The 21,175-nt window shown below is 64.8% G+C and carries 11 protein-coding genes; 7 read left to right on the forward strand and 4 right to left on the reverse strand.

Features of this window, described 5'->3' with window-relative positions; translation table 11 throughout:
* Positions 1 to 189: 189 nt before the first annotated feature.
* Positions 190 to 3,558: a trifunctional glycoside hydrolase family 18/polysaccharide deacetylase/glycosyltransferase family 2 protein gene (locus tag AC1DVS_RS12425; protein ID WP_478023407.1), complete on the forward strand. Its 3,369-nt coding sequence runs from the start codon at positions 190 to 192 to the stop codon at positions 3,556 to 3,558.
* 256 nt (positions 3,559 to 3,814) lie between these two features.
* On the opposite strand, the gene AC1DVS_RS12430 is transcribed toward AC1DVS_RS12425, so the two are convergent.
* Positions 3,815 to 5,137: an alginate export family protein gene (locus AC1DVS_RS12430; RefSeq protein WP_478023409.1), complete on the reverse strand. Its 1,323-nt coding sequence runs from the start codon at positions 5,135 to 5,137 to the stop codon at positions 3,815 to 3,817.
* Positions 5,138 to 5,220: 83 nt separating this feature from the next.
* On the opposite strand from AC1DVS_RS12430, the gene modA reads away from it, so the two are divergent.
* From modA to AC1DVS_RS12455, 5 genes are all read left to right on the forward strand, one after another.
* The gene (gene modA / locus AC1DVS_RS12435; protein ID WP_478023747.1) at positions 5,221 to 5,973 is read left to right on the forward strand and encodes a molybdate ABC transporter substrate-binding protein; all 753 of its coding nucleotides are present in this window, start codon (positions 5,221 to 5,223) and stop codon (positions 5,971 to 5,973) included.
* A gap of 129 nt (positions 5,974 to 6,102) precedes the next feature.
* Positions 6,103 to 6,792 carry a molybdate ABC transporter permease subunit gene (gene modB / locus AC1DVS_RS12440; RefSeq protein ID WP_478023411.1) on the forward strand — a complete coding sequence of 230 codons (690 nt, stop codon included), beginning with the start codon at positions 6,103 to 6,105 and terminating at the stop codon, positions 6,790 to 6,792.
* The gene (locus tag AC1DVS_RS12445) at positions 6,782 to 7,396 is read left to right on the forward strand and encodes an ATP-binding cassette domain-containing protein (RefSeq protein WP_478023413.1); all 615 of its coding nucleotides are present in this window, start codon (positions 6,782 to 6,784) and stop codon (positions 7,394 to 7,396) included. The genes modB and AC1DVS_RS12445 overlap by 11 nt, the downstream gene beginning before the upstream one ends.
* A gap of 234 nt (positions 7,397 to 7,630) precedes the next feature.
* The gene (locus tag AC1DVS_RS12450) at positions 7,631 to 7,894 is read left to right on the forward strand and encodes a hypothetical protein (RefSeq protein ID WP_478023414.1); all 264 of its coding nucleotides are present in this window, start codon (positions 7,631 to 7,633) and stop codon (positions 7,892 to 7,894) included.
* A 115-nt stretch (positions 7,895 to 8,009) separates the two neighbouring features.
* Complete coding sequence (locus AC1DVS_RS12455; RefSeq protein WP_478023416.1) at positions 8,010 to 8,690, forward strand: Crp/Fnr family transcriptional regulator; 681 nt, start codon at positions 8,010 to 8,012, stop codon at positions 8,688 to 8,690.
* On the opposite strand, the gene AC1DVS_RS12460 is transcribed toward AC1DVS_RS12455, so the two are convergent.
* The 3 genes from AC1DVS_RS12460 to rpoB all read right to left on the reverse strand — a co-directional run bounded on the left by AC1DVS_RS12460 (position 8,685) and on the right by rpoB (position 19,430).
* Positions 8,685 to 10,286 carry a tetratricopeptide repeat-containing protein gene (locus AC1DVS_RS12460; RefSeq protein WP_478023417.1) on the reverse strand — a complete coding sequence of 534 codons (1,602 nt, stop codon included), beginning with the start codon at positions 10,284 to 10,286 and terminating at the stop codon, positions 8,685 to 8,687. The two genes, AC1DVS_RS12455 and AC1DVS_RS12460, sit on opposite strands and share 6 nt — an antisense overlap.
* Positions 10,287 to 10,932: 646 nt before the next feature.
* Positions 10,933 to 15,204, reverse strand: a complete 4,272-nt coding sequence (gene rpoC, locus AC1DVS_RS12465; protein WP_478023418.1) for a DNA-directed RNA polymerase subunit beta' — start codon at positions 15,202 to 15,204, stop codon at positions 10,933 to 10,935.
* 74 nt (positions 15,205 to 15,278) lie between these two features.
* Complete coding sequence (gene rpoB, locus AC1DVS_RS12470) at positions 15,279 to 19,430, reverse strand: DNA-directed RNA polymerase subunit beta (RefSeq protein WP_478023420.1); 4,152 nt, start codon at positions 19,428 to 19,430, stop codon at positions 15,279 to 15,281.
* 324 nt (positions 19,431 to 19,754) lie between these two features.
* Between rpoB and AC1DVS_RS12475 the strand changes: the two genes are divergently transcribed.
* Positions 19,755 to 21,092: a hypothetical protein gene (locus tag AC1DVS_RS12475; protein ID WP_478023421.1), complete on the forward strand. Its 1,338-nt coding sequence runs from the start codon at positions 19,755 to 19,757 to the stop codon at positions 21,090 to 21,092.
* The last annotated feature ends 83 nt before the right edge of the window (positions 21,093 to 21,175 follow it).

Consider the following 21,175-nt stretch of genomic DNA (forward strand, 5'->3'; position numbering starts at 1 on the left):
CCCCCCGCGCAATGACGTGGGAATAAGGGCTTTTGTGCCAAAGCGCTACCGCATGTTCCCGGCAAAATGACGGATTGGAGGCATGCCGCGGCAACGGCTGCATGACGTATTTGTCATGAGCCTGTCCTATCCGGCCGCAGCGGACCTATGGTAGCGTTCCCGCAGCATTTGAAGGATACCGCAGCCCGCATGAGCCTCGCCCCGATTTTCTATGACGCGTCCGGACGACGGCGGCGGCGGTTTGGTTTTGCGGTGGGGGCGTTTATCGTCCTGGCCCTGCTTTCCGTGGTCGCGCTTGCGGTTTCGATCGGCGCGGTGCCGAGCCCGCCGCTGCTGCCGGTCGATGCCGAGCATCCGGCGCTCGTCAAACTGCCGCCGCCGCATGAGCCGATCCTCAGGCGAACCCGGCGCGAGATCGTGCGCACTGCCCGGCTGCTCACCGGTGCGCCGCCGCGCGGCGTGCGCGAGAATGCGCAGCTTGCGATCGGCTTCCATGCGCCATGGGACCCGTCGAGCGGCAGCTCGCTCAAGCGCAATATCGGCGAGCTCGACTGGCTGGTCCCGGGCTGGATGTCGATTACCGGACCCAACCACACCATCACGATTTTCAAGGACTCCGAAGGCAAGGCGATCATCAACCGGTCGCCGCATCGGCCGCTGCTGCTGCCGATGATATCGAATGTCATCAACGCCAATTTCGATGCGCCCGGCATGGCGACATTGCTCCATTCCCCGGCGCTCCGGCGGCAATTGCTCGACCGGCTCGAGCCGTGGCTTACCGCCAACGCTGCCGGCGGCGTGTTTTTCGATTTCGAGGAGCTGCCGTCGTCCGCCCAGGCCGACTATCGAACCTTCCTGCGCGAAGCCAAGGCGCGGTTCGGCCGGCATGGCTGGATCGTCGTGATCGCCGTACCGATCGGTGCGGAGGCGGGCTATGACGTGAAGGCCTATGCCGCGATCGTCGATCGGGTTTTCCTGATGGCCTATGACGAGCATGAGCTGGGTGGTCCGCCCGGGCCAATCGCATCGCAGCTGTGGTTCGAGCAAGCAGTGGCGACGGCGATCCGCGGCGTGCCGCGTGACAAGATCGCCGTTGCTGTCGGCAGTTACGGTTACGACTGGTTCGGCAAGAAGGGCGGCCAGTCGGTCGCGATCGACGAGGCGTGGCAGGCGGCTCGCGATTCAGGGACGGTGCCGGTGTTCGACCGCGCGAGCGGCAACAGCAGCTTCGCCTATGAGGACGGTGGCGTCCGCCATGACGTGTGGCTGCTCGATGCGGCCTCAGTCTATAATCAGATGAAGTTCCTCACCCGCGCCGGAGTGAATGGCGTGGGGCTCTGGCGGCTCGGGTCGGAGGATCCGGGCGTGTGGACGATCTTCGGGCGCTCGCACCGCACGCTGCCGCCGGCATCGGTGATCAACACGATCCCCGAAGGCACTGATGTCGATATCGAGCATTTCGGCGAGATCCTGAAGATCACGGGGGTTCCCGTTGCCGGCTTGCGCAATGCGGTTACGGGACGGAACGGGCTGATCACCGGAGTCGATTTCACCCGGCTGCCTTCACCCTATGTCGTGTCGCGATCCGGCTACAAGCCGGGGCTGGTCGCGCTGACCTTCGATGACGGCCCCGATCCGACCTGGACGCCGCGCATCCTCGACATATTGAAGCGCGAGAAGGTGCCCGCGACCTTTTTCATCGTCGGCGAGAATGCGCTGACCCAGCGATCCCTGCTCCAGCGCATGGTGCGAGAGGGGCATGAGGTTGGCAGCCATACCTACACCCATCCCAACCTGGCGGGCGCCTCGGATGCGGAGACCGCGTTCCAGCTCAACACGACTCAGCGGCTGTTCCAGGCCTTTACCGGCCGCTCGCTCCGGCTGTTCCGGGCGCCCTATTTCGGGGACGCCGAGCCGACCACGGCTGATGAAATCGAGCCGGCGCTGCAGGCGCAGAACCGCGGCTATATCTCCGTCGGGCTGCATGTCGATCCGGGCGACTGGAAGCGGCCGGGGGTGAAGGCGATCGTCGATGCGACGATTGCCGACGTCACCAATTCCGCCCCCTGTACCGACGCTTCCGACGTGCAGTGCAGCCATAATATCGTGCTGCTCCACGACGCCGGCGGCAATCGCCAGCAGACTGTCGAGGCGCTGCCGCAGATCATCGATCAGCTGCGCGCCAAGGGCTATCAGTTCGTGCCGGTGTCCGTGCTGGCGGGCATTCCGCGCGACGTCGCGATGCCGGTGATCTCGGCGAGCGACCAGGCGGCGGCCGAGACCGATCTGTTCATCTTCGGCGCGATCGGCGCGATCATCACTGCGCTTGGCTGGATCTTCCTGTTCGCGATCACCATCGGCATTGCCCGCGCCCTTATTCTCTCGGCCCTGGCACTGGTCCAGGCGCGGCGCGAGGGGCGGACGATCTTCCCGCCCATCGACCCGACACGGTTCGTGACGGTGATGATTCCGGCGTTCAACGAGGAGACGGTGATCGTCCGCGCGGTGCACGGCGTGCTTGCCAGCACCGATGTGCGGATCGAGGTGATCGTGATCGACGACGGCTCGGCCGACCGGACCAGCGCGCTGGTGCGCGAGGCCTTTGCCGACGAGCCGCGCGTGCGGCTGCTGACGCTGGAGAATGGCGGCAAGGCGCGCGCGCTCAACGAGGGGCTGAAGCTTGCGACCGGCGAGATTGTCGTCGCGCTCGATGCCGATACGCAGTTCGAGCCGGTGACGATCGCGCGGCTGGCGCGCTGGTTCGTCGATCCGTCGCTGGGCGCGGTGGCGGGCAATGCCAAGGTCGGCAACCGGGTGAACCTCGTCACCAAATGGCAGGCGCTCGAATATATCACTGCGCAGAATCTCGAGCGGCGCGCGCTGGCGCGGCTGGATGCGATGACGGTGGTACCGGGTGCGGTCGGCGCGTGGCGGCTTTCGGCGATCCAGAGCGTTGGCGGCTATCCCGACGACACGCTGGCCGAGGACCAGGACCTGACGATCGCGATCCAGCGCGCCGGGTGGCGGGTCCATTATGACCAGTACGCCATTGCCTGGACTGAATCGCCGGAGAGCTTTGCCGGCCTTGCCAAGCAGCGGTTCCGCTGGGCGTACGGCACGCTGCAATGCCTGTGGAAGCACCGCATTGTGATGATCAAGGGTCGGCCGGCCGGGCTGGCGCGGATCGGGCTGCCACAGGCGATCGTCTTCCAGATCCTGCTGGCGGCGATTTCGCCGATCATCGACACCGCGCTGATCCTGAGCTTCGTGATGACCTGGATCGCGGTGCAGGCGCATGGCTGGGCGCAGACCCAGCATGATGTCGAGCTGATGCTGGTCTATTGGCTGGTCTTCACCGCGATCGACCTGCTCGCCGCAGTCGTCGCCTTTGCGCTGGAGCGGCGCGAGAACTGGCGGCTGTTGTGGCTGCTGATCCCACAGCGCATCGGTTACCGGCAGGTAATGTATTATGTGGTGCTGAAGGCGATCGCGCAGGCGCTCAGGGGGCCGAGGGTCGGCTGGGGGAAGCTGGCGCGGACTGGGCGGGTGAAGGTTTAGGCATATTAAGCCCCTGCCCTGAAGAGCTACCAGATTCACACATTGTACAGCGCCCCTCTTCCCCTCTCCTCTTAGGAGAGGGGCAAGCTGCGCAGCAGCGCGGGGTGAGGTTGAGGGCGAGACGCTCGTACTGGTCACCCTCACCCTTCCCGTCACTTCGTGACGGGCCCCTTCCCTCTCCCGCTGGGAGAGGGAGAAGAGAAGCGCGGCGCGATGTGTGAATGCCGTAGCCTGAAGGGGAGGGGCTTAATATTGGTTAGAAGTTCAGCGTCGCGTCGAGATAGCCGAAATGCGTGTTGCCGGTCGCCGGCGCATTGGGCGCGTTGCGGAGGAAGCCGCCCTTGAACAGGGTCGCAACGCCCGCGCCGAACTGCAATCGCCTGGGCACCAGCCAATAGCGGACCCGGCCGTCGATCTGCGTGCCGACAAACGACCCTGCCGCGCCAGTGACGTCGCGCACGCCTGAGTTGGACAGGCTGTCCGTCGCGCTCGCCAGCCAGATCGGACGCGCCGCGACATAGGCGTCGAGCCGGGACGTCGGCTTGATTTCGCCCCGGACCGCGAAAGACGCCAGGTTCGATCGGGCCAGCAGGCCGTAAAGCCCCGATGGACCGAACTCGAAACTGGTCGCCCCCACCAGCGCGTCGAAGCGGCCATAAGCCGAGCGCGGGCCGTCGCCGCTCGCATAATCGCCGATCAGCGCCAGCCGTGGCGACCAGCGATGTCTGAAGGTCCAGCCGATCGCGCCATGCGCCATCCATGCCGATACCCGGTGATCGGTCACATCAGCGGGGTTGGTGCCGAGCCGCGTCGTGCCGCTCTGCCACGCGGCTTCCCCATCATAGTCGACCATGCCCGCTTTCGGCGTACGTACGAGCCGCGCGCCAATGGTCCATAAGCGTCGGTTGCGGGTCGCGAAGCCCGGCGCATCGCGTTCGACGAAGCGATAGCCATAGAGTTCGGCGGAGCCGCCCAGGACCCCCGTTTTGCTGACGAACGCGCCAAACACCTGCCGCTCGACCCGCTCGCGATCGAGGGTGGCGCGATTGTCGCGAATGCCGTCGAGGTTCTCGGGCAACCGCGTCTGCGGCATCGTCCAGAAGGCGGTGAGCTTGTCGCCGCCGGGGGATTCCCAGTCCAGACGAACCCCGGTGAAAGAGTTGACGGTGTTCCGGCTGACCGGTCGGGCGATGAGCCGGCGTGAGCCAAGGTCCATCGTGAAGCGTCCCGCCTGCAGGCTCGCCCCCGACCCGAGATCGGCCGCGACATAGGCTTGCACCGGCTCGATCGAGTCCACTTCATTGCTGCCGATCGAGCTGTTCCGCGGTTCGAAATAGGCGCGCGAATCGAGCATTTCCGCGCCGATCTTCACCGGGCCGATCGTGTAAATGGCCGAGAGGTCGAGACGAAAGAGCAGGACGGCATCGTTGGCTGCTGCGTTTGCGCGATATTGCCCGTCAATTGCTTCGGCGCGCGTGCGGAAGCTGCCACTGACGTCGAGCCTGCCGTCCTGCGCGAGCGCTGAGGAGGTGCAGCCGAGCGACGCGGCGACCGCGAGGCAGCCGATCCATCTGTTCACCTGCCCCCTCCCGACCAATGGCGTGGCGGCCGGACTAGGGTATAGGCGGTGGCTTCACCAGAGGGCTTGAGTCGATGGCACGGATGATGCGCGCGCTGGCGCTGCTATTGCTGGCTTTCACGAGCCCGGCACTGGCCGCGCCCGCGCGGGCGCCGCTGGTGCTGGCCGCGGCGAGCCTGCAGGAATCGATGACGGCCGCTGCCGATGCCTGGACCGGCAAGGGGCATCCGAAGCCGGTGATCTCGTTCGCCGCTTCCTCGGCATTGGCGCGGCAGGTCGAGGCAGGGGCTGAAGCGGATCTGTTCGTTTCGGCCGATGAGGACTGGATGGATGCGCTTGCCGCCAAAGGGCTGATCGTGCCGGCGAGCCGGGTGACGTTTCTGGACAACCGGCTGGTGGTGGTTGCGCCCGCCGGGAGCAGGGTGAGAATCCCGCTCAGGCCATGGCCACTGGCGCGGGTGCTGGGTGCGGGGCCGCTGGCGATGGCGGACACCGAGAGCGTGCCCGCCGGCAAATATGGCAAGGCGGCCCTGGTGAAGCTCGGCGTGTGGGATGCGGTGGCGCCGCATGTCGTGCGGGCTGAGAATGTGCGCGCGGCGCTGGCGCTGGTCGAGCGCGGCGCGGCGCCACTCGGGATCGTCTATGCGACGGACGCGAAGGCCTCGGCGAAGGTGCGGATTGCCGGGGTGTTTCCGGCGGAGAGTTATCCGCCGATCGCCTATCCGGTGGCGCGGCTAAAGGCTTCGACCAATCCGGAGGGGGAGGCTTTCCGGCGCTTCCTGGTGTCGCGGGAGGGCAGGGCGATCTTTGTGCGGTTCGGGTTTTCGGGGCGGTGACCCTTTCAGCCCGCCCTAGTCATGCTGGACTTGTTCCGGCATCCACCCAATCGCGAGCGCGACGCCTTGTGGAGGGGTGGACCCCGGAACAAGTCCGGGATGACGGTTGCGTGTTGGGCGGGGCGATCAATGCTCAGCGCTGACGAATGGACCATCATCCTGCTGTCGTTGAAGGTCGGCGCTGTGGCGATGGTCGTTACCCTGCCGATCGCCTTCGCGCTTGCCTGGCTGCTTGCGCGGGCGCGGTTTCCGGGGAAGTTGCTGGTCGATGCGCTGGTGCACCTGCCTTTGGTCGTGCCGCCGGTGGTGACCGGCTGGATCCTGTTGATCGCCTTCGGGCCGCGCGGGCCGATCGGCGGCTGGCTGATGAGCTGGTTCGGCGTGTCAGTGCTGTTCCGCTGGACCGGGGCGGCGATCGCGGCTGGGGTGATGGCGCTGCCGCTGATGGTCCGCGCGATGCGGCTGTCGATCGAGGCAGTCGACCGGCGGCTCGAGGGCGCCGCGCGCACGCTCGGGGCAGGGCCCGGGCGCGTGTTCTGGACGATCACCTTGCCGCTGAGCGTGCCGGGAATATTGGCAGGCGCGGTGCTGGGCTTTGCGCGATCGATCGGTGAATTCGGGGCGACCATCACCTTTGTCTCCAATGTGCCGGGGCAGACCCAGACGCTGCCGCTCGCCATCTATTCGGCGCTGCAGCAGCCGGATGGCGATGCGATGGTGTTGCGGCTTTCGGCGATCTCTGTTGGCTTGTCGCTGGCTGCGCTGGTGGCGTCCGAGCTGCTCGCGCGGCGGGCGGGGCGGGGGCTCCATGTCCTTTGACGTGATGCTCTCGAAGCGGCTCGGCGATGTCGAGATCGTCGCCGCATTTGCCGGCGGTGAGGGCGCGACGGTGCTGTTCGGGCCATCGGGGATCGGCAAGACCAGCGTGCTCAACATGGTCGCCGGTTTGCTGGCGCCGGATAGCGGGCATGTCCGTGTCGATGGGGACACGCTGTTCGATGCAGCGACGGGCGTGGATGTTGCGCCCGAACGTCGCCGCGCCGGCTATGTCTTCCAGGAGCCGCGGTTGTTCCCGCATCTGCGGGTGCGGGCCAATTTGCTCTACGGCGCTGGCGAGGGCGCGGTGCTCGACGGTGCGGCGAATGGGGCGATCGATTTCCTCGGCATCAGCCATCTGCTCGATCGCTGGCCGCGCACCTTGTCGGGCGGCGAGGCGCGCCGGGTGGCGATCGGGCGGGCGCTGCTCAGCAATCCGCGCTTTCTTCTGCTCGACGAGCCGCTCTCATCGCTCGACCGGGCGCGACGCGAGGAAGTGATGCAGGCGATCGAGCATATCCGCGACGTCCGCAAACTGCCGATCCTGATGGTGACTCACGACGCAGCGGAGGCCGAGCGGATCGGCACCAGGATCGTGGCGATGTAGGTTATGATGGGACGTGCGATAGCGGACACGCGATGTTCGTAAGCGGACACATCGGTGCGATCGGCGCTGGTCATTTGCGCGGGATATTGGCGCTGTTGCCCATTTTTGCGGATCGGGCGGAGATGGCAAAGATCCAAGTCATTGATATGTTATGGCACGAGTGTTTGGCATGGGTAATGCAGCGCTATGGTTGCGGGCCGCAATTCCGCTTGTTCCAGTATTGGAGATTTTGAGATGTCTGACCGTCCGACGCTGATCCGCCCGGCTCTCACGATTGCCTTTGCGATGCTCGCGGCGAGTGCTGTTCCCGCTTTGGCCGAAGAAAAGGCGGTGAATGGGAATGACGCCGCACAGGCGGACAGCCCGCCCGCGCGCAAATATTGCTTGTCCACAACCGTTACCGGCGAACCGATCGTGACCGGCTCCCTGCTCCCGAAGCGCGAATGCCACACCCAGGACCAGTGGGTTGCCAAGGGTGTGACCTTCAAGGCGAGGTAAGCGACGTAGGTCGGCACCAAGGCCTGGTTGAGCGCCTGAAACAGCCTGAGTTGATGCCACCATTTCCGAGCAATGCGATTGTCAAGGCGGAGGACATGGGCGAAGCTCTTGGGGGGTGGGCGATATCGCGGTGGAACAGGACGAGACCGGGACATTCATAGCACGGGTATTCGCTTGCCCGACTGATGTCGCGATCCTGATGGTAGGCCGCGGGCGGCTTCGATCCTTTGCGCGTACGGCGATGATATTGCGTTGCGGCGACTGGGTGACTCTGACTCATCTTTTGCTCGCAGGCCGAGCGCAGGCGCTGCTTTACGCTGCCGATGGGCAGGTTGTGCTGCTCCACGAATTCGAACCCGGCGATTTGTTCGGAATATTGGGTGAAGTCGATCCGATGCGCCAGGATGCGGACGTCGTGGCGGTCGACGAGGTACGGACCTTGATGTTCGAGGCCGGCGACCTCGCCATTCTTGCCCAGCAATATGGCTGTATCGGGCTCGCCTTATCGCGCATGTTGCTCCAGCGGCTGCGGCGGACGACGGAGCGCATGTATGAACGCACCGCCCTTTCCGCAGTGGGACGGGTTTATGCGGAAGTGCTGCGCCAGGCGCGAGGTCACACTGATCATACGATCAACCCGGCACCGATCATTGCCGAGCTTGCGCTTCGGGTGGCGACGACACGCGAGACTGCATCGCGCGCGATCAATGGGCTTGAACGGCGCGGTATCATCCGCCGTGACGGCGAGGGCCTGACCGTCGTCGCACCGCACCGGCTTGAAGAGATGGTGCTATAAAACCGTGCCTGCCGTCTTGAGGGCGAGAAGGCTGATCGGTTCCCCTCCCGTCGACGCGGCGAGCTCACCCACCTGTTCCGAACGGAATCGGTGGGGCGCGGCGACTGCCAGCGCTGCCGCGAAGTCTCCGGTTATGCAGGCTGTTCCCGCTGGTGCCGATGTCGCTGCGGCGTGGGCGAGGTCCGCGGACCGACCGACCGGATGAAGTCCGTGCGCAAAAGGATCTTCAACACTATCGACAATGCCATAATCACCACCGACACTGACACCCTCCTCGGCCAGCATCGTCGCCATCGTGGCAGCTCGGGCAACATCGGGATAGCCGAGGATGACCACCTGGCCGGTAAAACTCGGTGGAAATTCAGGCATCGGAAACTGGTCGAGCATGGTCTTGATCCTGCGCAGCAGGTCCGCCGTTCCGCCCTCGTGCACACTGTCCACGCGGATTGCGAGCACCGCTGCACGATGGTGGACAGCAGATCGCACTGTCTTCGATAGGACGCCGATATCATCGCGTGGCGCCGAGACGATGTGTTGCCGTCCGGCTTGTGCCCAGGCCTCACGCGATCGGGCGGAGGCGCTCTCCGGTTCCGTGTCGCCATCGGCGAGAATGAGCAATTGCACGCCCTCGCTCGCCAGAAGGCGCGCGTTGATCAGTGCAGTGCCCATCGCGATCTCATCGGCAAGCGCGATCCTCGCTTCATCCGGCGGACTCTGTGTCGGTTCCACGGTGCGCACCGTTTCAGCAGCCGCCAGCACTGAATCGAAACGGCGGCGCCATTCAGTGCCGTGCGGGTCGACCGAGACCGACGCGAATTCCTCGACCCCGCCTGGCAGGACCACATGAAGTGCCGCCCCGCGATCAATGAGTGCCTCCGCGACGATGATATCGGCCCCGGCGGCAAGCGCTCCGTAACCGAAGCCGACCCGTTCCGCCTCGAGGATCGCCGCGACCTCTTGTGAGAGGGAGGTGGGCCCTGGCTGTGCACAAAATGCCATATGGCCGCCGAAATGGAGTGAGCGCGGCGGGCGGTGCGCGTCCAGCCACGCCGGATCCCGGCCCTGCGATGCCAGGATGATCGCAAATTGGCGCAGCGTGGAGGCGTGGTCTTCCCACGCGGACGGCGCGAGCGCTATGGCCTCGGCAAGCGCGCTACGGGCCTCGTCCTCGCTGCCAAGCAGCAAGAGCGCTTCGGCGCGGGTTGCCGCGCGATAATAAGGGGTCTCCGGCTCTTCGGGATTACGGTCGATGCGCTCGAGGACTTCCGTCGCGAGCGCGCGCGATGCGGCCTCATCGCTGCCGAGTAATGACAGCGTGGCCGCGTTGATGAGAGGATAGGTGGCGTCGCCCAGCTCCGCGGCGCGACGATAGGCCTGGGCCGCTTCGGCGTAGAGGCGCCTGCGACCCTCCCCCTCGGCATGAAGCGCTCGATCCTTGAGAAGCCGTCCTTTTACGGCGAGCGCGGCCGGGTCGCGATCGAGATCGGGCGACTCCATTGCGCTATACATCGCCCAGGCGCGATCCAGTGCGCCCGCGCGTGCATGAGCGATGACCGACAGTAATTGCGGACGGCTGAAGGATGGGGCTGAGCTCATGTTAAATTTTTGCGTCGGATTGCATTGGGGCCGTTTCCAATTCGGCGAATGCAGCGCGCTGCCTGACCGAAATTTCTTTTACGATGCGAGGCGGTGAAAAGAGAATCAAACTGTGCATTCCGTCGAAAGTTACTTTGGATCGTCGATAGTTAGCGCTGCTCTCGTTCGAAGTGCTTCTCCAAGCTGAGCTGGCGCTATCAACGCCGCCATGGCTATCATCGTGACGGCCGCGAGCAGCGTGACGGCCGTCACGCGACCGACACTTCGGGATGCGGTAGGCTTGGGCGGGCGGACGCAGCCGGCGCGCGCGGGTGGCATCGCTGTGACTGTAGCTCAGAAACGCGTGGTAGCGTGCCTGCGTGTCCTTCATGCCGCTTTACCCCCGATGGCGTATCGACCTTCGCCAACGCGCATGCTGACAGAAGACAGGGAGCGCCTCAAATCGAGATGGAACCAAAAGGACTGGGCCGCACCCTCAGTGCGAGCCGTTCGCTCGCAGCTCCTGTGCCCTTGCCGATGGGCTCAGCATTGTCGGCGGCGGCCGTCTGCCTCTGGACCGCCAGCCTCTATTGGAACCTGATCAAAAAAAGCCGCCGCCCGATTGCTCGGGCGGCGGCCTTTTCGTGTCGGTCCTGAACGACTGGGATCAGCTGTTCAGATACTCGCCGGCATCCTCATCGGTGCCGTGGCCCGAAGGGGTAACCGAGGCGAGCGCGTCGTCGCCCGTGTCGTTGCGGACATCCCGGGTGAGCTCGGCGGCCCGCTCTTCAGCGGCCGAGTTCGGAGCGACGAGCGCAACTTCCGCCAGACGGCGCTGCTGGACGCGAAGCGCGGCATCGCGGCTGGAAGCCGCAACCCGGAGCCGGTTCATGCCGGCGCCGGTGCCTGCCGGGATCAGCCGGCCGACGATGACGTTTTCCTTCAGCCCGATCAGCTGGTCCTGCTTGCCCTGGACCGCCGCCTCGGTGAGGACGCGGGTGGTCTCCTGGAACGACGCCGCCGAGATGAAGCTGCGGGTCTGCAGCGACGCCTTGGTGATGCCGAGCAGGACGGGCTTGCCCTGGGCCGGGGTCTGCTTCTTGTCGATCTTCGAGTTGATGTCGTCCATCTCGTCGCGATCGACCTGCTCGCCGGCCAGCAGCGTGGTGTCGCCGCCGTCCGTGATCTCGACCTTTTGCAGCATCTGGCGAACGATCACCTCGATGTGCTTGTCGTTGATCTTCACGCCCTGGAGGCGATAGACCTCCTGGATTTCCGACACGAGATATTCAGCGAGCGGCTCGATGCCGAGCACCTCGAGAATGTCGTGCGGATCGGGCGAGCCGCCGATCAGATTGTCGCCGCGCTTGACGTAATCGCCTTCCTGGACGTCGATGACCTTCGACTTCGGCACCAGATACTCGACGACCTCGCCGCCATCCTCGGGCTGAATGCCGATCTTGCGCTTGGCCTTGTAATCCTTGCCGAACACGACACGGCCCGAGACCTTTGCGATGATCGCATTCTCCTTCGGCTTGCGCGCCTCGAACAGCTCCGCCACCCGCGGCAGACCGCCGGTGATGTCGCGGGTCTTGGCAGCCTCGCGGGAGACACGCGCCAGCACGTCGCCGCCCGAAACCTGCGCACCGTCCTCGACCGAGAGCGTTGCGCCCGGTGCGAGCATGTAGCGGCCCGCTTCGCCCGAACCGGAGTCGAGCAGGGTCAGGCGCGGACGCAGATCCTCCTTAGACTTGGTGCCGGCGCGATATTCGATGACCACGCGCTGCGAGATGCCTGTCGCTTCATCGGCCTGCTCGGTGAGCGTCTTGCCCTCGATCAGATCGACATATTTCACGATGCCGGGGTTCTCGGTGATCACCGGCATGGTGAACGGATCCCACTCCGCCATGCGGTCGCCCTTGGTGACGATATGGCCATCATCGAACAGGACATAAGCACCGTAGGGAATGCGATGCACCGCCCGCTCGCGCCCGTCCATGTCGACGATCGCGAGTTCGCCCGAACGGCTCAGCACGACGCGACGGCCGCGCTGATCCATGATGATGCGAAGATCGCGATACTCCATCGTCCCGTCGGCAACCGCCTCGAGGTTCGACTGCTCGTTGAGCTGCGCCGCGCCGCCGATGTGGAAGGTCCGCATCGTCAGCTGGGTGCCAGGCTCGCCGATCGACTGAGCGGCGATGACGCCGACAGCCTCGCCGATGTTCACCGGCGTGCCGCGGGCGAGATCGCGCCCGTAGCACTTGCCGCAGACACCGATCTTCGTCTCGCAAACCAGCGGGCTGCGGATCTTGCACGACTGGGTACCGATCGCCTCGATCCGCGTGATCATCGGCTCGTCGAGCAGGGTGCCCGACGGGATGACGACCTCGTTGGTCTTCGGATCGATGATGTCCTCGGCCGTGGTGCGGCCCAGGATACGCTCGCCGAGCGATGCGATGGTCGAGCCGCCCTGAACGATCGCGCGCATTTCAAGCGCACGCTCGGTGCCGCAATCCAGCTCGATGATGACGCAATCCTGCGACACATCGACCAGACGGCGGGTGAGGTAACCCGAGTTCGCGGTCTTCAACGCCGTATCCGCGAGACCCTTCCGGGCGCCGTGGGTGGAGTTGAAATACTCAAGGACGGTCAGGCCTTCCTTGAAGTTCGAGATGATCGGCGTTTCGATGATCTCGCCCGACGGCTTGGCCATCAGGCCGCGCATACCGGCAAGCTGCTTGATCTGCGCCTGCGAACCACGGGCACCGGAGTGGGCCATCATGTAGATCGAGTTGATCGGGGCTTCGCGGCCGTTCGGCAGCTTCTTCACCGACTTGATCTCGTCCATCATGGCGTTCGCCACCTGATCGCCGCAACGGCTCCAGGCGTCGATCACCTTGTTGTACTTCTCCTGCTGCGTGATCAGGCCGTCCTGATATTGCTGCTCGAAGTCCTTCACCAGGGCGCGGGTCTCGTCGACCAGCGGAACCTTGGCGTCCGGAATGATCATGTCGTCCTTGCCGAACGAGATGCCCGCCTTGAAGGCGTGCTTGAAGCCCAGTGCCATGATCGCGTCAGCGAACAGCACGGTCTCCTTCTGGCCGGTGTGGCGATAGACTTCGTCGATCACGTCGCCCACATCCTTCTTGGTGAGGAGGCGGTTGACGGTGTCGAACGGCACCTTCGAGCTCTTCGGGAGACACTCGCCGAGCAGCATGCGGCCCGGGGTGGTCTCGTAGCGCTTGAGGTACTGCTCGCCCTTCTCGTCGGTCTGCGGAACGCGGCTGATGATCTTGGTGTGGAGCGTCACAGCACCTGCCTCGATCGCCTGATGCACTTCCGACATGTCGGAGATCATCATGCCCTGGCCGGGCTCATCCTCCTTCATCATCGAGAGATAATAGAGACCAAGCACCATGTCCTGCGACGGCACGATGATCGGCTTGCCGTTCGCTGGCGACAGGATGTTGTTGGTCGACATCATCAGCACGCGCGCTTCCAGCTGGGCCTCGAGGCTCAGCGGGACGTGGACGGCCATCTGGTCACCATCGAAGTCGGCGTTGAAGGCCGAGCAGACCAGCGGGTGAAGCTGGATCGCCTTGCCCTCGATCAGCACGGGCTCGAACGCCTGGATGCCGAGACGGTGAAGCGTCGGCGCGCGGTTGAGCATGACCGGGTGCTCGCGAATGACTTCGTCGAGAATGTCCCAGACTTCCTTGCGCTCCTTCTCGACCCACTTCTTGGCCTGCTTCAGGGTCATGGAGAGACCCTTGGCGTCGAGGCGGGCGTAGATGAACGGCTTGAACAGCTCGAGCGCCATCTTCTTCGGCAGGCCGCACTGGTGCAGCTTGAGCTCAGGACCGGTCACGATGACCGAGCGGCCCGAATAGTCGACGCGCTTGCCGAGCAGATTCTGGCGGAAGCGGCCCTGCTTGCCCTTGAGCATGTCGGACAGCGACTTCAGCGGACGCTTGTTGGCACCGGTGATCGTGCGGCCACGGCGGCCGTTGTCGAACAGGGCGTCAACGGCTTCCTGCAGCATGCGCTTTTCGTTGCGGACGATGATGTCCGGCGCACGCAGCTCCATGAGGCGCTTGAGGCGATTGTTGCGGTTGATCACGCGGCGATACAGATCGTTCAGATCCGACGTCGCGAAGCGGCCACCGTCGAGCGGCACCAGCGGGCGCAGCTCGGGCGGGATGACCGGCACGACCTCGAGGATCATCCATTCCGGGCGGTTGCCCGAATCGATGAAGCTCTCGACGACCTTCAGCCGCTTGATGATCTTCTTGGGCTTCAGCTCGGACTTGGTGACCGCGAGCTCCTCCAGGAGCTCCTTGCGCTCGCCCTCGAGATCGAGGTCCTGAAGCATGATGCGGACCGCCTCGGCGCCGATGCCGGCCGAGAACGCGTCCTCGCCATATTCATCCTGCGCGTCGAGGAGCTCGTCCTCGGTCATCAGCTGATACTTTTCGAGCGGCGTGATGCCGGGCTCGATCACGATATAAGCTTCGAAGTACAGCACGCGCTCGAGCTGCTTGAGCTGCATGTCGAGCAACAGACCGATGCGCGACGGCAGCGACTTCAGGAACCAGATATGCGCGACCGGGGCTGCGAGCTCGATATGGCCCATCCGCTCGCGGCGGACCTTCGAGACGGTAACCTCGACGCCGCACTTCTCGCAGACGATGCCCTTGTACTTCATGCGCTTGTACTTGCCGCACAGGCACTCGTAATCCTTGATCGGACCGAAGATGCGCGCGCAGAACAGGCCGTCTCGCTCCGGCTTGAACGTGCGGTAGTTGATGGTCTCCGGTTTCTTGATCTCGCCGAAGCTCCACGAGCGGATACGGTCAGGCGACGCGATGCCGATCTGGATCTGGTCAAAGGTCTCGGCCTTGGCGACCGGATTTGCGAAGTTGGTCAGTTCGTTCATGTCTCAATTCCCTCCAGGGAAAAATTCTGTGCGGGCGGGGGAAGAGGCGCTGCCCGAAAGCAGCGCCCGATCCATCATTCCGCCGCGATCGCGACGCCGTCCGAGTCGAACTGCTCGACGCTCTTCAGCTCGACGTTCAGACCCAGCGACCGCATTTCCTTGACCAGCACGTTGAAGCTCTCGGGGATGCCGGCCTCGAACGTGTCGTCACCCTTGACGATCGCCTCATAGACCTTGGTGCGGCCGACAACGTCGTCGGACTTCACCGTCAGCATTTCCTGCAGCGTGTACGCGGCGCCATAGGCCTGGAGTGCCCAGACCTCCATCTCGCCGAAGCGCTGCCCACCGAACTGGGCCTTGCCGCCCAGCGGCTGCTGGGTGACGAGGCTGTACGGCCCGATCGAACGCGCGTGGATCTTGTCGTCCACGAGATGGTGAAGCTTGAGCATATAGATATACCCAACCGTCACCTTGCGATCGAACTGGTCGCCGGTGCGTCCGTCGAACAGGTCAGACTGACCCGAGGTGTCGAGCCCGGCGAGCGTGAGCATCGCCGAAACGTCAGCCTCACGGGCACCGTCGAACACCGGCGTCGCCATCGGCACGCCGCCCTTGAGGTTCTCGGCGAGATCGATGATCTCCTCCGCCGAGCGGGCGTCGATTTCGCCGTGATACTGCTCGCCATACACCGTCTTCAGACGATCGCGGACCACCTCTGGCATCTGACCGGCCTTGGCTTCCGGATTGGCTTCGCGCCAATCCTCGAGCGCCTGGGCGATCTGTCCGCCGAGGCCGCGAGCGGCCCAGCCGAGATGGGTCTCGAAGATCTGTCCGACGTTCATGCGCGACGGCACGCCCAGCGGGTTCAGCACGATATCGACCGGGGTGCCGTCGGCGAGGAAGGGCATGTCCTCCGCCGGCAGGATGCGGCTGATGACGCCCTTGTTGCCGTGACGGCCGGCCATCTTGTCGCCTGGCTGCAGCTTGCGCTTCACCGCGACGAAGACCTTGACCATCTTGAGCACGCCCGGCGGGAGCTCGTCGCCCCGCTCCAGCTTCTCGCGACGATCGTGGAACTTGTCGGTGATGAGCTTCACCGCATCGTCATACTGGGTCTTCACCGCTTCGAGGTCACCCTGGACCTTGTCGTCGGCGACGGCGAACTTCCACCACTCGTGGCGGTCAACGCTGTCGAGAAGGTCGGCATCGATGACGACGCCCTTCTTGAGGCCCTTCGGCGCGGCGGTTGCGGTCTGGCCGAGCAGCATCTCGCGAAGCCGCGACCAGGTCGCGCGGTTCACGATCGAGCGTTCGTCGTCCGAGTCCTTCTTCAGGCGCTCGATTTCCTCGCGCTCGATGGCCATCGCGCGCTCGTCCTTGTCGATGCCGTGGCGGTTGAACACCCGGACCTCGACGACGGTGCCGGCAACGCCTGGCGGCAGGCGGAGCGAGGTATCGCGCACGTCCGACGCCTTTTCACCGAAGATGGCGCGGAGGAGCTTTTCCTCCGGCGTCATCGGCGATTCACCCTTGGGGGTGATCTTGCCGGCCAGGATGTCGCCGGGCTCAACCTCAGCGCCGATATAGACGATGCCCGCCTCGTCGAGGTTGCGAAGTGCTTCCTCGCCGACGTTCGGAATGTCGCGGGTGATGTCTTCCGGCCCGAGCTTGGTGTCGCGCGCCATGACTTCGAATTCCTCGATATGGATCGAGGTGAAGACGTCGTCCTTCACGATACGCTCGGAGATGAGGATCGAATCCTCATAATTGTAGCCGTTCCAGGGCATGAACGCGACGAGCGAGTTGCGGCCCAGGGCCAGCTCGCCGAACTCAGTCGATGGGCCGTCAGCGATGATGTCGCCGGCACGGACCGCTTCGCCCACCTTCACCAGCGGACGCTGGTTGATGCAGGTGTTCTGGTTCGAGCGCTGGAACTTCATCAGCGTGTAGATATCGACGCCCGACTGGCCGGCCTCGACCTCGCCCGTGGCGCGAACCACGATACGGGCCGCATCGACCTGATCGACGATACCCGAGCGCTTGGCCGAGATCGCGGCGCCCGAATCGCGCGCAACGGTCTCTTCCATGCCGGTGCCGACGAACGGCGCCTCGGCGCGCACCAGCGGCACGGCCTGACGCTGCATGTTCGAGCCCATCAGCGCGCGGTTGGCGTCATCGTTTTCCAGGAACGGAATGAGCGATGCCGCGACCGAGACGAGCTGCTTGGGGCTGACGTCCATCAGCGTGATGTTGTCCGGGATCGCCATCAGGAATTCGCCTGCCTGACGCGAAGAGACGAGCTCCTCCGTGAAACCGCCCGACTTGTCGAGATCCGCGTTGGCCTGCGCAATCGTGTGCTTGGCCTCTTCCATCGCCGACAGATAGACGACGTCGTCGGTCACCTTGTGATCGATGACCTTGCGGTACGGCGTCTCGATAAAGCCGTATTTGTTGACGCGGCTGAAGCTGGCGAGCGAGTTGATCAGGCCGATGTTCGGGCCTTCCGGCGTCTCGATCGGGCAGATGCGGCCATAGTGCGTCGGGTGAACGTCGCGGACTTCGAAGCCGGCGCGCTCACGGGTGAGACCGCCCGGCCCGAGCGCCGAAACGCGACGCTTGTGCGTCACTTCGGAGAGCGGGTTGGTCTGATCCATGAACTGCGAGAGCTGCGAGGAACCGAAGAACTCGCGGACCGCGGCGACTGCTGGCTTGGCGTTGATCAGGTCGTTCGGCATCACGGTCGACACATCGACCGAGGACATGCGCTCCTTCACGGCGCGCTCCATGCGGAGCAGGCCGACGCGGTACTGGTTCTCGAGCAGCTCGCCGACCGAGCGCACGCGGCGGTTGCCGAGATTGTCGATATCGTCGATGTCGCCCTTGCCGTCCTTCAGATCGACAAGCGTCTTCACGACCGCGAGGATATCCTCGGTGCGGAGCGTGGTGACGGTGTCCTCGGCGTCGAGGTCGAGGCGCATGTTGAGCTTGACGCGACCAACGGCCGAGAGGTCGTAGCGGTCGGGATCGAAGAACAGGCCGCTGAACAGCGACTCAGCGGTCTCGAGCGTGGGCGGCTCGCCGGGGCGCATGACGCGGTAGATGTCGGACAGAGCCTGTTCGCGCTCTTCGGCCTTGTCGGCCTTGAGCGTGTTGCGGATCCACGGGCCGGTTGCGACATGATCGATGTCGAGCAGCTCGATCCGGTCGATGCCGGCCTTGTCGAGCAGTTCGAGATTCTCGCCCGACACTTCGTCGCCGGCTTCGATATAGATTTCGCCGGTGGCTTCGTTGATCAGGTCATAGGCCGAATAGCGGCCGAAGATTTCCTCGGTCGGGATCAGCAGGTCGGTGAGGCCGTCCTTGGCTGCCTTGTTGGCGGCGCGCGGGCTGATCTTCTGGCCCGACGGGAACACGACTTCGCCGGTCTTCGAATCGATGATGTCGAACATCGGCTTCTGGCCGCGCCAGTTCTCGGCCTGGAACGGGATGATCCAGCCGCCCTGGCCGCGAACGAAGGTCACGCGGTTGTAGAAGTAATTGAGGATCTCTTCCGAGGTAAGGCCGAGCGCATAGAGCAGCGCCGTGACCGGCAGCTTGCGCTTGCGATCGATACGGACGTTGACGATGTCCTTCGCGTCGAACTCGAAATCGAGCCACGAACCGCGATACGGAATGACGCGCGCCGCAAACAGGTACTTGCCCGAAGCGTGGGTCTTGCCGCGGTCATGATCGAACAGGACGCCCGGCGAACGGTGCATCTGGCTGACGATCACGCGCTCTGTGCCGTTGATGATGAAGGTGCCGTTCTGGGTCATGAGCGGCATGTCGCCCATGTAAACGTCCTGCTCCTTGATATCGAGGACCGACCGGGCCTCTGTATCGGCGTCCACCTCGAACACGATCAGGCGCAGCGTAACGCGCATCGGCGCCGCATAGGTGATGCCGCGCTGGCGGCACTCGTCGGTGTCGAACTTGGGGGGCTCGAGCTCATAGTTGACGAAGTCGAGCTCGGCGGTGCCGGCGAAATCGCGGATCGGGAAGACCGAGCGGAGAGTCTTCTCGAGACCGGACACATAGCCGATCGAGGGATCAGACCGCAGGAACTGTTCGTAGGATTCGCGCTGAACCTCGATCAGGTTCGGCATCTGCACCACTTCGTGGATGTTGCCGAACACCTTGCGGATGCGGCGCTTAAGCGTGCCGCCCTCGATTGCCTTGGTCGCCATGGAGTTTTTTGCCCTATCAGCCAGAAATCATGCCCGGAATCCACCGGGCGGGCACGCGTAAAGACGCAAAAAGCCGCGCATTCTCCTCAGCGGAAAACGGCAGCTTTGGGCGTCTTTTGAAACCACATCCTCCAATACGATCGACATGCTGCGCGACGGCACGTCATTTCCCGAAAGCTGTGGTGAGGAGCGCGATATAGGGAGCGTGTTGGAGTCTGTCAAATGGGTTGACATATTTCGATTCATCGACCGCCCGAAACGGCTGGGCGCGATTCCGTTCCGGACGCGGGCCCGATTGCGGGTTCCCTTCATTGACTCCCCGTTATGAAAAACCCCCGCACCCCAAATCGCCGCGCGTTCGCCGCGCTTGTTCCAGCCACCCTGCTGCTCGCCGCACCTGGTTTCGCGCAGGACGTTCCGGCGACCGCGCCGCCGGCGGTGCAGACAGCGCCGCCCGTGGTGGTGACCCCGCCGCCGGTCGTCCCGACCGTCACTGATGCTGCGCCCGCGACGCCCGCTCAGTCCGAACCGACGCCTACAACTGCGACGACGACCGCAACGCGGACGACGACCACGACTGCTCGCACCCGCACCACCCAGGCGGCGCGCCCGGCGCCGCGTCCGGTCCGTGCCGCTCGCGCCCCCGCACCGGCCGAGGCCGTGCCGGCTCCAACGGCAGCCGCACCTGTCGAGGCTCCGGCGGTCACGCCCGCGCCGGCAGCGCCCGCGCCCGAGGCAGCGGCACCAGCGGCGCCCGCGCCCGAAGCGGCCGCACCCGCGCCTGCGCCCGCTGCCACGACTGAGACGGCGACTGAGGCCACTCCGATCTGGCCATGGGTGCTGGGCCTGCTGATCGTGCTCGGCGCAATCGGCCTGTTCGTCGTGCGCCGCCGCCGCGCCGATGCCGATACCGAGGCCTATTATGAAGAACCCTATGTCGCGTCGCCCGAGGTTCAGCCGGAGCCGGCCCCCGCTCCCATCCGCGCCGAACCTGCGTTCGCGCCGGCCGAGGCTCCACAATTCCTGCGTGCCGCTCCGCTTGCCGAAGCCAATGAAGAGCCGGTGTATGATGTGCCCCTGCCGGTTGCAGCTGAGGAAAGCACGGTGGCTCACGCGGAAGCGGACGAGGTTGCCGAGCTGACCGCGGCTGATGCCCCGGTTGCTGACCGGCCCTGGCTCGAATTCGCGCTCCGCCCGGTGCGTGCCGGGATCAGCGCTGACGAGGCGGTGGTCGAGATCGAGCTGACCGTCGGCAATTCCGGATCGGTCAAGGCCGAGGGCGTCCGGATCTCGACCTTCCTGTTCGCGACCGAGCCGGGAAGCGAATCAGAGATGGAGCGGATGCTGATCGAGCGTGGCGACCATCACGACGATAGCGCGAACCCCATCACGATCGAGCCGGGCGAAGGTGCGCGGGTGGATGCGACGCTTGCGCTGCCCAAGGCTCAGTTGATGGAGACAACCAGCGGGGCGATCCTCCCTGTGGTCATCGCCGACGCGCGTTACATGCTGGCGGATGGCCGCGAAGGCCGCACCTCGGCGTCCTTCACCATTGGCTTGAGCGAAGAGGGAACGCCCGCAATGTCGCCATTCATGCTGGCCGAACGCGGGATGCATGACGAGGTCGAAGCGCGCCTGTACGGTCATCCCGAGCACGCGTGATCCAGGCCTGACATTGGCCATGCACATGCCGGGCCCGTTCTTTCCGCGAGGGAAGGGCGGGCCCCGTCGTATTCAGGGGGCGA

This window comes from Sphingomonas sp. P3_C5 (genome assembly GCF_056402635.1).

Coding starts and splice junctions, on each gene's coding strand:
- AC1DVS_RS12445 (WP_478023413.1), top strand. CDS start 6,782: ATGTCCTTTGACGTGATGCTCTCGAAGCGGCTCGGCGATGTCGAGATC.
- AC1DVS_RS12450 (WP_478023414.1), top strand. CDS start 7,631: ATGTCTGACCGTCCGACGCTGATCCGCCCGGCTCTCACGATTGCCTTT.
- AC1DVS_RS12425 (WP_478023407.1), top strand. CDS start 190: ATGAGCCTCGCCCCGATTTTCTATGACGCGTCCGGACGACGGCGGCGG.
- modB (WP_478023411.1), top strand. CDS start 6,103: ATGCTCAGCGCTGACGAATGGACCATCATCCTGCTGTCGTTGAAGGTC.
- rpoB (WP_478023420.1), bottom strand. CDS start 19,430: ATGGCGACCAAGGCAATCGAGGGCGGCACGCTTAAGCGCCGCATCCGC.
- AC1DVS_RS12475 (WP_478023421.1), top strand. CDS start 19,755: ATGAAAAACCCCCGCACCCCAAATCGCCGCGCGTTCGCCGCGCTTGTT.
- rpoC (WP_478023418.1), bottom strand. CDS start 15,204: ATGAACGAACTGACCAACTTCGCAAATCCGGTCGCCAAGGCCGAGACC.
- AC1DVS_RS12460 (WP_478023417.1), bottom strand. CDS start 10,286: ATGAGCTCAGCCCCATCCTTCAGCCGTCCGCAATTACTGTCGGTCATC.
- modA (WP_478023747.1), top strand. CDS start 5,221: ATGATGCGCGCGCTGGCGCTGCTATTGCTGGCTTTCACGAGCCCGGCA.